Annotated in this window: 16 protein-coding genes; 3 read left to right on the top strand and 13 right to left on the bottom strand. The window is 67.0% G+C overall.

Going from position 1 to position 11830, the window contains the following annotated elements:
- The 5 genes from H0W38_RS07270 to H0W38_RS07250 form a co-directional block, all read right to left on the bottom strand.
- Nucleotides 1-382, bottom strand: a 382-nt coding sequence (locus tag H0W38_RS07270; protein ID WP_292452494.1) for an SCO family protein, incomplete at its 3' end; no start/stop codon positions are given.
- Between the two features lie 5 nt (nt 383-387).
- Entirely contained in the window at nt 388-1317 is a 930-nt protein-coding gene (gene cyoE / locus H0W38_RS07265) for a heme o synthase (RefSeq protein ID WP_292452492.1), read from the bottom strand.
- Nucleotides 1318-1330: 13 nt separating this feature from the next.
- A complete protein-coding gene (locus H0W38_RS07260; protein ID WP_292452490.1) occupies nt 1331-2551 on the bottom strand; it encodes a heme A synthase in 1221 nt (406 codons plus the stop codon).
- Nucleotides 2552-2558: 7 nt separating this feature from the next.
- Nucleotides 2559-3278 (bottom strand): hypothetical protein, encoded by a 720-nt coding sequence (locus H0W38_RS07255; RefSeq protein WP_292452488.1) that lies wholly within the window; start codon nt 3276-3278, stop codon nt 2559-2561.
- On the bottom strand, nt 3223-3957 hold the full coding sequence (locus H0W38_RS07250; protein WP_292452486.1) for an SURF1 family protein: 735 nt from the start codon (nt 3955-3957) through the stop codon (nt 3223-3225). The genes H0W38_RS07255 and H0W38_RS07250 overlap by 56 nt, the downstream gene beginning before the upstream one ends.
- 36 nt (nt 3958-3993) lie before the next feature.
- Here H0W38_RS07250 and H0W38_RS07245 point away from each other — a divergent pair, with 36 nt between their 5' ends.
- Nucleotides 3994-4215 (top strand): DUF2909 domain-containing protein, encoded by a 222-nt coding sequence (locus tag H0W38_RS07245; RefSeq protein ID WP_292452485.1) that lies wholly within the window; start codon nt 3994-3996, stop codon nt 4213-4215.
- A 51-nt stretch (nt 4216-4266) separates the two neighbouring features.
- Here H0W38_RS07245 and H0W38_RS07240 read toward each other — a convergent pair whose 3' ends face one another.
- The 8 genes from H0W38_RS07240 to H0W38_RS07205 all read right to left on the bottom strand — a co-directional run bounded on the left by H0W38_RS07240 (nt 4267) and on the right by H0W38_RS07205 (nt 10743).
- Nucleotides 4267-5148: a cytochrome c oxidase subunit 3 gene (locus H0W38_RS07240; RefSeq protein ID WP_292452483.1), complete on the bottom strand. Its 882-nt coding sequence runs from the start codon at nt 5146-5148 to the stop codon at nt 4267-4269.
- Nucleotides 5149-5260: 112 nt separating this feature from the next.
- Nucleotides 5261-5491 (bottom strand): DUF2970 domain-containing protein, encoded by a 231-nt coding sequence (locus H0W38_RS07235; protein WP_292452481.1) that lies wholly within the window; start codon nt 5489-5491, stop codon nt 5261-5263.
- Nucleotides 5488-6084, bottom strand: a complete 597-nt coding sequence (locus tag H0W38_RS07230) for a cytochrome c oxidase assembly protein (RefSeq protein ID WP_292452498.1) — start codon at nt 6082-6084, stop codon at nt 5488-5490. Before H0W38_RS07230 ends, H0W38_RS07235 begins: the two co-directional genes overlap by 4 nt.
- A 63-nt stretch (nt 6085-6147) precedes the next feature.
- Nucleotides 6148-6264: a cytochrome oxidase small assembly protein gene (locus H0W38_RS07225; protein WP_292452479.1), complete on the bottom strand. Its 117-nt coding sequence runs from the start codon at nt 6262-6264 to the stop codon at nt 6148-6150.
- 31 nt (nt 6265-6295) lie between these two features.
- A complete protein-coding gene (gene ctaD / locus H0W38_RS07220) occupies nt 6296-7918 on the bottom strand; it encodes a cytochrome c oxidase subunit I (RefSeq protein WP_292452478.1) in 1623 nt (540 codons plus the stop codon).
- Nucleotides 7919-7945: 27 nt separating this feature from the next.
- Nucleotides 7946-9139: a cytochrome c oxidase subunit II gene (gene coxB, locus H0W38_RS07215; RefSeq protein WP_292452496.1), complete on the bottom strand. Its 1194-nt coding sequence runs from the start codon at nt 9137-9139 to the stop codon at nt 7946-7948.
- Between the two features lie 16 nt (nt 9140-9155).
- Nucleotides 9156-9707: a DUF2244 domain-containing protein gene (locus H0W38_RS07210; protein WP_292452477.1), complete on the bottom strand. Its 552-nt coding sequence runs from the start codon at nt 9705-9707 to the stop codon at nt 9156-9158.
- 103 nt (nt 9708-9810) lie between these two features.
- Nucleotides 9811-10743: a biotin synthase gene (locus H0W38_RS07205; RefSeq protein WP_292452475.1), complete on the bottom strand. Its 933-nt coding sequence runs from the start codon at nt 10741-10743 to the stop codon at nt 9811-9813.
- A gap of 26 nt (nt 10744-10769) precedes the next feature.
- Here H0W38_RS07205 and H0W38_RS07200 point away from each other — a divergent pair, with 26 nt between their 5' ends.
- Together H0W38_RS07200 and H0W38_RS07195 are read left to right on the top strand one after the other, a co-directional pair.
- Nucleotides 10770-11498 (top strand): ComF family protein, encoded by a 729-nt coding sequence (locus H0W38_RS07200; protein WP_292452473.1) that lies wholly within the window; start codon nt 10770-10772, stop codon nt 11496-11498.
- Nucleotides 11499-11570: 72 nt separating this feature from the next.
- A partial coding sequence (locus H0W38_RS07195; RefSeq protein ID WP_292452471.1) for a tRNA (cytidine(34)-2'-O)-methyltransferase occupies nt 11571-11830 on the top strand: 260 nt, incomplete at its 3' end.

Below are 11830 nucleotides of genomic sequence, written 5' to 3'. Positions count from 1 at the left end.
GCAGTGCAATGAAGCTCGGGTCGAAGCTTGCCATGTACCGCTCGAGCAGCTTGGGCGTGTCGCGCTCGGGATCGACCGTGACGAACAGGGCCTGCAGCCGCTCACCGTCTTCGCCCAGTTTTTCCTTTACCGCGGCCAGTTCGGCCATCGTGGTCGGGCAGACATCCGGGCAATGGGTGAAGCCGAAGAAAACCACCACCGCCTGGCCCTTGAAGTCGGCGAGCGTGCGCTGGCGGCCGCTGATGTCCGGCAGTGACAGCTCGCCGCCGTAGTCGGCGCCGGTGATGTCGATGGCCTGAAAGCCGGCGGCGGGTGCCTGGCGCTCGCAGCCCGCGAGCAGGGTCGCGGCCGTGACAAGAAGAAGAGCAAAACGTCGGAGCATTCGGTTTAACCGCGCAGCAGCGGGTCCAGGTAGTGATCGGTCAGCAGCGCGGCGAACAGCAGCGACAAATGCCAGATCGAAAAACGGAAGGTGCGCCGCGCCAGCGCCTCGCTGTAGCGGCGCCACAGCTTGAAGGCGTGGGCACAGAAGCCGGCGCCGAGCAGCACCGCAGCGACAAGATAGAGGTACCCGCTCATGCCGTAGACGAAAGGCAGCAAGGTCGCGGCGAAGAGCACGAAGGTGTAGAGCAGGATCTGCAGGCGAGTGAAGTCGCTGCCGTGCGTGACCGGCAGCATCGGCAGGCCGGCGCGCGCGTAGTCCTCGCAGCGGTACAGGGCCAGCGCCCAGAAATGCGGCGGCGTCCACAGGAAGATGATCAGGCACAGCATCAGCGCCTCGGGCCCGACCTCGCCGCGCATCGCCGCCCAGCCCAGCACCGGCGGCATCGCCCCCGACGCTCCGCCGATGACGATGTTCTGCGGCGTGGCCGGCTTGAGCAGCACGGTGTAGACGACTGCATAGCCGACGAAGGTGGCGAAGGTCAGCCACATGGTCAGCGCGTTGACCCAGAACCCCAGCACCGTCATGCCGGCACCGCACAGCATTAACGCAAAGCCGAGCGTGTGCCGGTTGTTCAGTTCGCCCTTGGCGGTGGGCCGCCAGGCGGTGCGCTTCATTTTCGAATCGATCGTCTGCTCGACCAGGCAGTTGAAGGCCGCCGCGGCGCTGGCCACCAGCCAGATGCCGACCGTCGCCGCCAGCGCCACGCCCCAGGCGGCGAGCGAGGGCCAGCCGGGCACCGCGAGCAGCATGCCGATGACGGCGCAGAACACGATCAGCTGCACCACGCGCGGCTTGGTCAGGGCGCTGAACTGGCGCCAACGGGCCAGCCACGCCGGCAATGCAGTGGAAGAGGTCGCGAGGGTGTCGGACATGGAAGCGCCGATCCTAGGGCGTGCTGCGGGCCGCCACGGCGCCCGGGCGTCGCGCGACGTTCCCGGCGCCAGCGATGCCAGCGCCTGCAAGGTCGGCCTCGGCCTGTTCGGCGACAGCGCTGCGCACCAACAGCGCCGTGAGCAGCAGCACCAGCGCCGCCGCGCCGCCGGTGTGGCCCAGGGCGGCGGCCAGCGGCCAGCCGAGCACGACATTGCCGACGCCGCTGGCCAGCTGCCAGAGGGCGATGGCGACCAAGCCGTAGGCAAAAGACCGCAGCGCCGCATGCCGCCAAAGCCGCCAAGCCAGTGCGGCGAGTGCGGTCAGCAGCACCGCGGCGCCGAGCCTGTGCGCCATGTGGATGGCGGTCAGCGCCTCGAAGGGCAGCCAGCCGCCACCCGCGCCGACACCGAGCGGTCGCAGCAAGGTGAAACCTTGATCGAAATCCATCACCGGCCACCAGCGGCCCTGGCAGGTCGGGAAATCGGTGCAGGCCAGCACCGCGTAGTTCGTGCTGACCCAGGCGCCGAGTGCGATCTGGAGCCCGGCCAGCGCAGCCACCGCCACCATGCCGCGCCGGAGCGCCGGACTGATCCTCACCGGCTCGCCTCGCCCGCCCCAGGCCTGCACCGCCAGCAGGACCAGCAAGGCCAGACCGCCGAGCAGGTGCGCCGTGACGATCGCCGGGTACAGCTTGAGCGTCACCGTGAAAGCCCCGAAGGCGCCCTGGATGCAGACCCACACCAGCGTGGCCGTCGCCCACCAGGGAGATGTGAACGGCGGCGCGTGGATCGGCGCGCGCTTCGGCTGGCGGCGCTGCTCGCGCCGTTGCTGCCAAGCGAGCGCCGTCATTGCGATGATGAGCACGCCCACGCCGGTGGCCAGGTAGCGGTGCAGCATCTCGATCCAGGCCTTCGCATGGGTGACCGGGCCGCTCGGCAGGGCCGTTTCGGCGGCCCGAATGGACTCGCGGGCACCCACTGGGCTGGCGCTTCCGTAGCAGCCGGGCCAGTCGGGGCAGCCCAGGCCCGAGTCGCTGAGCCGCGTGAAGGCGCCGAACAGCACCAGGTCGAAGGTGAGGAACAGGGTCAGCAGGGCCAAGGCGTGCCGGCGCCGGCCGCGGTCGGCACCGCGCGTGCTCGCCCACACCCAGGCCAACGGGCCGAGCGCGATGAGGATGCCGAGCAGCGCCATGCGTGCGAGCGGCTGCAGATCCACGAGCGAGGGGCTGTCCATGTGCGCTTCAGCGTCCTGCCGGGTCCCAGCTCGACGAGGCGCGCAGCAGCTTCTCGAGGTCGTGCTTGATGGCCGACGCATCGCTGGGCGCGGGGAAACGCATCATGTAGTTGCCCAGGGGATCGACGACGTGGAAATGCGCCGCCAGGCTCTGCCCCGGGGCCGCTTGCAGCCATCCGGTCAACGCCTCGCGCGGCGCACGCAGCACCAATGCACCCTGCAGGGCCGGCAGCAGCTCGGGACGCACCGCGACGTTGTCGTCGATGAGCCACACGCGGTCGACGCGGTTTCGGTTCTTGCCGAGCGCCTCGCGCAACTGGCGCTGCAGATAGAGCTGCCGTTCGCAAAGCGCGTCGCAAGCGCCGCCCGCCACCGTGACGAGCAGCCACTGCCCTTTGAGCGCCACCGGGGCGACGCTCACGCCTTGCAAATCCGCGAGCGGCAGCGCTCGCGAATCCGGAAAGGGCCGCTGGGGCTGGATGAGCACGCCGTGGTTGGTGCCGCCCTGCGGACGGATAAGGTAATAGGTGACGTAGGACGCGATCACCGGCGCGGCGCAGACCAGCAGCACCAGCAGCATCTTGAGCCGGCCGTGACGCGCCTGCGCGCTGGGCAGCACGGGCGCAGGCAGGCTGTGCACCGCGAAATTCAGCGGCTCGGGCGTCGCCGCCTCAGCGGTGCGAGCGTCGCTGCCGTAGCCAGGGCTGGAGGAGTTGGAACCAGACATACAAACCGGTGAACAGGGTGGCCAGGGCGAACCATTGGAAGGCATAGCCGTAGTGCTTGTGAACGTCGGCCGCGGGGAGCGGCCACTCGCGCAACAAGCCATCGTGAGGGGCTTCGTCGCTGCTTTGCATCACCGTGAGCGGCCGAAGCAACAGGCCGGTCTCGCGACCGTAGCCTTCGAGGTCGATATTTTGCCGGAGCCGGCCGCCTTCGCCCTCGGCGAAGTCGTAAAGGGCACCCGGCGGCCCGGCGATGCGGCCGCTCACGCTCACAGCGCCCGACGGTGTCGGCACTTGTGGCAGCAGCGCGCGGTCGAGCCGGTGGCGCGGCGCCCAGCCGCGCTGGATCAGCACCGCTTCGCCCGGCGCGATTTCGAGCGGTGTGAGAACGAAGAAACCGGGCCGTCCATTCATCTGCCGGTTGTCGAGGAAGACGGTGTGCTCGGCCAGCCAGCGGCCACCGAGCGTGATGCGGCGGTAATGTTGATCAGCGGCGGTCTCAGGGCTGCGCGCGAGGTCGGCGGGCGCGAGCGCCGGCAGGCTGCCGCGCGCTTGCAGGCCGGCCTGCATCGCCTCCTTCTGGGCGGCTCGAGACAGCTGCCACAGGCCCAGGCGCGCGGTCACCGCCACGGCGACCAGCGTGGCGAGCAAGACGACCCAGCGGCGGGCGTTGGCACTCACACGAAGCGCGCCCTGGCGTTGCCATACAGTGAGCGCATGAAGTGGATCGTGGGGCTGGCCTTCTTCGGCATCATCGTGGCACTGGCATCCGCCGGCCGCGCCTTGCTGGGTGACGGCCGCGACGGCAAGCCCAAGAGCAACCGCATGCTGCATGCCCTGGCGCTGCGCATCGGGCTGTCGGTGGCGCTGTTCGTCTTCATCCTGGTGGCCTACAAGCTGGGCTGGATCGAGCCGACCGGGCTGCCTTTGTTCCGGTAAAAAGCGAAAAGAGCGCCAGCAGCGCTCTTTTCGTTGGGCAAGCCGGAGAACTCAGAACCAGTACACGACGATGTACAGGCCCAGCCACACCACGTCGACGAAGTGCCAGTACCAGGCCGCGCCCTCGAAGCCGAAGTGACGATCCGGCGTGAAGTGGCCCTTCATGATGCGGATCGTGATGAAGAGCAGCATCAGCATGCCGACGAGCACGTGAAAGCCGTGAAAGCCGGTCAGCATGAAGAAGGTCGAGCCGAAGGCGCCGCTGCTCAGCTTGAGGTTCAGATCGGTGTAGGCGTGGTAGTACTCGTAGCCCTGCACGCCGAGGAAGGTGGCGCCGAGCAGCACCGTGAGCCACATGAAGGCGATGGTCTTGCCCCGGTGGTTCTCACGCAGTGCATGGTGGGCGATGGTCAGCGTGACGCCCGACGTCAGCAGCAGCGCCGTGTTGATGGTCGGCAGCCAGAACGGGCCCATGGTGGTGAAGGGCTCGACCACGCCGGCCGGCGACGCGGTCGCGCCGGCCGCCATGCTCGGCCACACCGCCTTGAAATCGGGCCACAACAGCGCGTTCTCGAGGCCGCCCAGGTTGGGCACCGAATGCTGGCGCAGCCAGTAGAGCGCGCCGAAGAAGGCGCCGAAGAACATCACCTCGGAGAAGATGAACCAGCTCATGCTCCATCGGAACGACAGATCGACGCGGTGGCCGTACAGACCCTTCTCGCTCTCGCTGATCGCTTCGCGGAACCATTGCTGCAGCACGAAGGCCCACCAGACCAGGCCGAACAGCACCGACCAGGCGCCCCAGTCCGATCCGTTGACCCATTGGCCAGCGCCGAGGATCACGAAAAACAGGCCGATGGCGGCCATGATCGGGTGCCGCGAGGGCCCCGGCACGAAGTAGTAAGGCGCTTGCCCCTGGATTGCTGCCGACATGTTTTCTCCTGAGAACTCTTTTCGGGGATTCAAAGCCTGCTTCGAGGCGGCCCGCTCCGCCGGCTGCCGCTCGACCTTTTTGTTTGCGTACTCGAATCGTGACTCTTTGCGCTCAGCTGGCCACGCCGCTGCCGATGACCCAGCTCACCAGGCCGATCAGCGCGGCAATGAACAGCAGCGCACCGATGACGCCAGCGACGATCACGTGCACCGGGTTGATCTCGCTCAGATCCTTTTCCTGGTCGGCCGATTTGCGCACACCGAAAAACGACCAGGCTACCGCCCGCGCCGTCTGGCGGAACGAGCCTTTGCGCCGCGCCGCGGACCCCAGGTCACTGCTCATGACGGCGCCTTGACCCTCGGCTCAGCGCTTTGCGACTCGGGGGACTGCTGCGCGACCGGCTTGCCGCCGACTTCGAAGAAGGTGTAGGACAGCGTGATGGTGCGCACGTCCCTCGGCAACTTCGGATCGACGTAGAACACCACCGGCCACTGCTTGGACTCGCCCGGCTGCAGCTGGTATTCGTTGAAGCAGAAGCACTCGAGCTTGTTGAAGTGGCGCATCGCCTGTTTGGGCGCGTAGCTGGGAATCGCCTGCGCGGACATCGCCCGGTTCTGCGTGTTCCGGAACTCGTACATCACCGTGGTCAGCTCGCCTGGGTGAACTTCGAGCGAGCGCACGGCCGGCTTGAAGTCCCAGGGCCCGCGTGCGTTGGCGTCGAACTCGACCGTGACGGTGCGGCTGCGGTCGATCTGAGTGTTCGCTGCGGTGCCCAGGCCGGCGCCGGTGGCGTTGCGCTCGGACAAAGACAGCACGTTGATGCCGAGCGCCTCGCAGACCGCCTCGTACAAGGGCACCAGCGCATAGCCAAAGCCGAACATCATCACCGTGATGACGGCCAGCTTGCCGAGCATGCGGCGGTTGTCGCCGCGCATGCCTGCACTGCCGGGGGACTTGCCGCCGGCGTCGCGGTCGGTAGGCTTGTTCATAACGGCCGGTCAGGCGCCGAACAGCGTCAGCTTGGCGAGCAGGCCGAGCGCGAACGCCAGCGCCACCGACGCCAGGATCAGTGCCAGACGCAGGTTCTTCTTGCGTTGCTCGCGCGTGGTGGCCATCTGCGGCTCGCTTGTAACTGCCCGCATCGCCTCAGTCGACGATCCGCGTCGCCGCTGCGTTGAGCTTGGGCGGGGTCTCGAAGGTGTGGAAAGGCGCCGGCGACGGCACTTCCCACTCCAGGCCTTCAGCCGCTTCCCAGGGGCGCTGCGGCGCCTTCTCGCCGATGCCACGCATGGCGGGGAAGACGACGAAGACGATGAAATAGACCTGCATCAAACCGAAACCGAGCGCGCCCACCGAGGCCAGCGCATTGAAGTCGGCGAACTGCATCGGGTAATCGGCGTAGCGGCGCGGCATGCCGGCCAAGCCGAGGAAGTGCATCGGGAAGAAGGTGATGTTGAAGAAGATCAGCGAGCCCCAAAAATGGATCTTGCCGCGCGTCTCGGAATACATCACCCCAGTCCACTTGGGGCTCCAGTAGTAGTAGCCGGCGAACATGGCGTAGAGCGAGCCGGCCACGAGCACGTAATGGAAGTGGGCCACGACGTAGTACGTGTCCTGGAGCTGGATGTCGACTGGTGCGACCGACAGGATCAGGCCGGTGAAGCCGCCCATCGTGAACACGAAGATGAAGCCCACCGCCCACAGCATGGGCGTCTCGAAGGTCATCGAGCCGCGCCACATGGTGGCAATCCAGTTGAACACCTTCACGCCCGTGGGCACCGCGATCAGCATGGTCGCATACATGAAGAACAGCTGGCCCGTCACCGGCATGCCGGTGGTGAACATGTGGTGCGCCCAGACGATGAACGACAGGATCGCGATCGAGGCGGTGGCATAGACCATCGAGGTGTAGCCGAACAGCCGCTTGCGCGAGAAAGCCGGCACGATCTGGCTGATGATGCCGAAGGCCGGCAAGATCATGATGTAGACCTCGGGATGCCCGAAGAACCAGAAGATGTGCTGGTACATCACCGGGTCGCCGCCGCCGGCCGGGTTGAAGAAGCTGGTGCCGAAATGGCGGTCGGTCAGCGTCATGGTGATCGCACCCGCCAGAACGGGCATCACTGCGATCAACAGATAGGCGGTGATCAGCCAGGTCCAGGCGAACATCGGCATCTTCATCAGCGTCATGCCGGGCGCGCGCATATTGAGGATGGTGACCACGATGTTGATCGAGCCCATGATCGAGCTGGCGCCCAGGATGTGCAGCGCGAAGATGGCCATGTCCATCGACGGACCCATCTGCAGGGTCAGCGGCGCGTAGAGCGTCCAGCCAGCCGCCGGCGCGCCGCCGGGCATGAAGAATGACGCCGACAGCATGATGGCCGCCGGGATCAACAGCCAGAAGCTGAAGTTGTTCATGCGCGCGAAAGCCATGTCGGCCGCGCCGATCTGCAGCGGCACCATCCAGTTCGCGAAGCCCACGAAGGCCGGCATGATGGCGCCGAACACCATGATCAGGCCGTGCATGGTGGTGAGCTGGTTGAACAGCTCCGGATTGACCAGCTGCAGGCCCGGCTGGAACAGCTCGGCGCGGATGCCCATCGCCAGCACGCCGCCGATCATCAGCATGGTCAGCGAGAACAGCAGGTACAGCGTCCCGATGTCCTTGTGATTGGTGGCGTACATCCAGCGCCGCCAGCCATGGGGGTGCGCGTGGGCTTCGTCGTGGCCGTGACCGACATGATCGTGGGGGAGAACTGCACTCATGGGATGTCCTCGGAGAGACGGCTGGAATTACTTGCGGGCGGCGGCCACGTCGGCCGGCTGCACGATCTGACCGGTCTGGTTTGACCAGCTGTTCTTGGTGTAGGTCACGACCGCGGCGATCTCCGTGTCGGAGAGCTGAGGCCACGGCGGCATCGCGCCGCCACCGGCCCCATGCAGCAGGATGGCGATCTGCTTGGACTTGTCGGCGTCGAGCACGATGGCCGAGCCGTCGAGCGGCTTGATCGGCCCGGCCCCCTTGCCGCTGGCCTGGTGGCAGGCCACGCAGTTGGCGGCATAGACCTTCTCGCCGCGCGCGGTCAGTTCCGGCAGAACCCACACTTTGGCGGGGTCGTCGGCCAGGGCCGACATTTCCTTGTTCCGGGCTTCGACCCAGACGGCGTAGTCGTCCTGCGAGACCACCTTCACGTGAATTGGCATATAGGCGTGCTCCTTGCCGCACAGCTCCTGGCATTGCCCGTAGTAGTCGCCCGTTTGCTCCGCGCGGAACCAGGTGTCGCGCACGAAACCGGGGATCGCGTCCTGCTTGATGCCGAGCGAGTTGACGGCGAAGGAGTGGATCACGTCGTTCGCGGTGGTGATGATGCGAACCTTCTGCTGGACCGGTACGACCAGCGGGTTGTCGACCTTGAGCAGGTAGTCGTCGCCGGCCGGCTGGCCGGCGTCGGACATGGCGCGGTGCGTGGCGTCGATCGTGGAGACGAAGGCGATGCCCTCGCCCTCGCCCTTGATGTAGTCGTAGCCCCACTTCCACTGCATGCCCGTGGCCTTGATGGTCAGGTCGGCGTTGGTGGTGTCCTTCATCGCAACGACCACCTTCGTGGCCGGCAACGCCATGAAGATCACGATGATGAAAGGAACGATGGTCCAGGCGATCTCGACCGTGGTCGATTCGTGAAAGTTGGCCGGCTTCGCGCCCTTGGACTTGCGGTGCTTCAGGATCGAATAGAACATCACCCCGAACACGCCGAGGAAGATGAGCGTGCACAGGATCATCATGAAGTTGTGCAACCACAGCTGCTCCGCGGCGATGCGCGTCGCCGGAGGATGCAGGTCGAGCTGATTAACGGCCGGCCCGCCGGGCAGGTCGTTGACAGCACGTGCGGCGGTCGTCGTCAAAAGGACCGCCAAGCCGAGACCGGCCTGGACAAGTTGCCGGTGCGCAGTCAGTGCGGCGCTCCTGAGGGCCTTGATCGTCTTCATCATGCTCGCTTCCAAACTAATCTCTCGACTCACCGCCCGACGGCCATTGCCGCAAGGCCGTGCGGAACTCCTCGGCCAGCGCCCGTCGCAGTTCGGGACGCACGTAGCGACCCACCGCGATGACCCGGCCCTGACCCGACAGCTCGATCAAGGATCGATCGTTACCTTGCGGCTCCACGCGCACCCAGTCGGACACGAACTCCGCGCGTTCGACGCGCCCGCCGTTCTGATGCTCCACCGTCAGGCGCCCCGACTGCAGCGCGATGCGTTCCCGGTCGGCGGCGTGACGCGCATAAAGCAACAAGGTCACACCGAACACGAGTACCTCGGCCCATGCGAACGGCATCACCAGGGTGGCACCTTGGACCCAGAAGTATGTTGCTATTCCCAACGAAATCACGCACAGAGATGCATATACCGCCAGCAGTTGCGAGGGCGACAGCGAGCAGTTGCGCTTGAGAACCCACTCCACAGAGATCGCCGCGTTGTCGCGGCGTCCGTCGCTGGCATGCACCTGCCCGAAGATCAGGTGCGCCGGCAGCCCGTCCGGTAAGGTGGGCGCTGACATGCTGCTGGCTCCTTGCTGCGTTGTCGCACGTGGCGCGGACCATACCGCGACACCTGCGCACAGCGCGGGAGTCTATCGCACCGCTGATCGCGACCTCACTTACTCAGGCATCGGCCGCACCTTTGCCGCCGCTGCGCGCCATCGTTCGCAGCGTGTCGAGCGAGATGCGCGTTTGCGCCGCGACGCGCACCCGCGGCACCGGCTTGAAGGCATGGCCGTAGACGATCTCGAACGTCAGATGCAGGCGCTCGTCCGGGCCGGTCAACTCGCTCGCGAGCGACTCGTGCAGGCGGGCCAGCCAGCGCGGGGTGCGCAGTCCGGCCTGTCGCTGCGCCGAAGCGTTGCCGCCCAGAGTACGCAGCTCTGCCAGGGCGCTCGGCGCATCGGCCCAGGTGAGCGTGAGGCGCTCCATGTCCATCACGGGATCGGCGAAGCCGGCATGCACCATCGCATCGCCGAGGTCATGCATGTCGATGAAGGCATGCGCGGGCGGCGGTTCGCCCAGCCTCCGATACAGCGCACGCAGTTCGCGCAAAGTGTCGGGACCGAAGCAGGAAAACATCACGAAGCCGTCGACCGCCAGGGCCTCGTGCCAGTGTGCGAACGTGGCCGCCGGATCGGCGCTCCAGTGCAGCATCATGTTCGCCCACAACAGTTGCGCAGGCGCTTCGCGCGGCAGCGCGTCCTCGCGCCACGCCGAGGACGAAGCAGCGCGCCAGCGCCGTGGCGACCACCAGGGCGCACGGGCCGCGCGCCGGCTGCGCTGCAGCAGCGCGTCGGTCGGCTCGACCGCCTCGATGTGCGCCCTCGGGTACTGAGTGCGCAGCGCACCGCCGCTGCCGCCGAGTGCGGCCCACCAATCGATCACCCGCACCGGTTTCGCAAGCACCACAGACAGTCGCCCGGCCATCCGCTGCGCGATTTCGCGGTGCAGCCACGGTGACTGCGCGGACTGCGCGGCTCGGCGCAGATGCGCCTGCACGGCGCTCGGCTGCGGGCCGGGCTGTGGCGCTGGGACAGGAGGGACGGTGCTCATCGGCGCGGCAGTATATTGAGCCGCTCATGCCGAGCTGTCTGCACCCCCGCCCGCGGCTGCGCGGCCTGAGCTCCTGGCTCGACCACTGGCCCAACCGCTGCGCGGTCTGCCATGCCGATACCGTCGGCGCCACCGCGCGCATCTGCACCGACTGCGCCTTGCGCTTCGGGGCCGATTTCCCGCGCTGTCATCGCTGCGCGCTGCGGGCCCCGAGCGGAAAGCTGCTTTGCGGCGCCTGCCTGCGCGCTCCGCCTCCCTGGTCGCGCGCCATCGCGGCCTGCGACTACGGCTACCCCTGGGACGGTCTGCTCACGGCGTTCAAGTTCAACGAGGCACTCGATCTGCTGCCTGCGCTGGCCGGCTTGCTGGCGGCGCGAATCCCACCGCCGGCAGCCGGCGTTGATCTGCTGTTGCCGGTGCCGCTCTCCGCCACGCGTTTGCGCGAGCGTGGCTACAACCAGGCGGGGCTCCTCGCCGCGCAACTGGCCAGGCGTTTGAACCTGGCCTGCAGCGCGGACGCACTGCTGCGCGTCACCGACACGCCGCACCAGATCGCCCTGCCACGCGAACAGCGTTCGGCCAACGTGAGCGGCGCCTTCGCCATCGCACAGACGGTCCGGCTACAGGGCTTGCGCGTCGCATTGATCGACGACGTCATGACCACCGGCGCAACACTGGGCGAACTATCGCGGCTGCTGCTGAAGAGCGGCGTGGCCGACGTGCAGGTCTGGGTCTTTGCGCGCACGCCGGCCTGAGCCTGCCGCGCGGGCCCTGCGGACACTCGCTCTGCGCGCTCGCTTTCATCCTCGCACCCTTCACTGCACCGCATGTTCAACATCGTTCTCGTGCAACCGGAGATCCCGCCGAACACCGGCAATGTGATCCGTATGGCCGCCAACACCGGCTGCACGCTCCACCTGGTGGAACCCTTGGGTTTTTCGATGGAAGACAAGCTCCTGCAGCGCGCGGGACTCGACTATCACGAGTACGCCGCCGTGCACCGTCACGCATCGTGGGCCGCCTTGCTTGCTCAACAGGCGCCTGTCGCGGCGCGGCTGTTCGCATTCACGACGCGCGGCGCCACGCC

Source organism: Methylibium sp. (assembly GCF_013817365.1).
Lineage (GTDB): Bacteria > Pseudomonadota > Gammaproteobacteria > Burkholderiales > Burkholderiaceae_C > Methylibium.
This window is presented reverse-complemented; position numbering and strand designations above follow the sequence as displayed.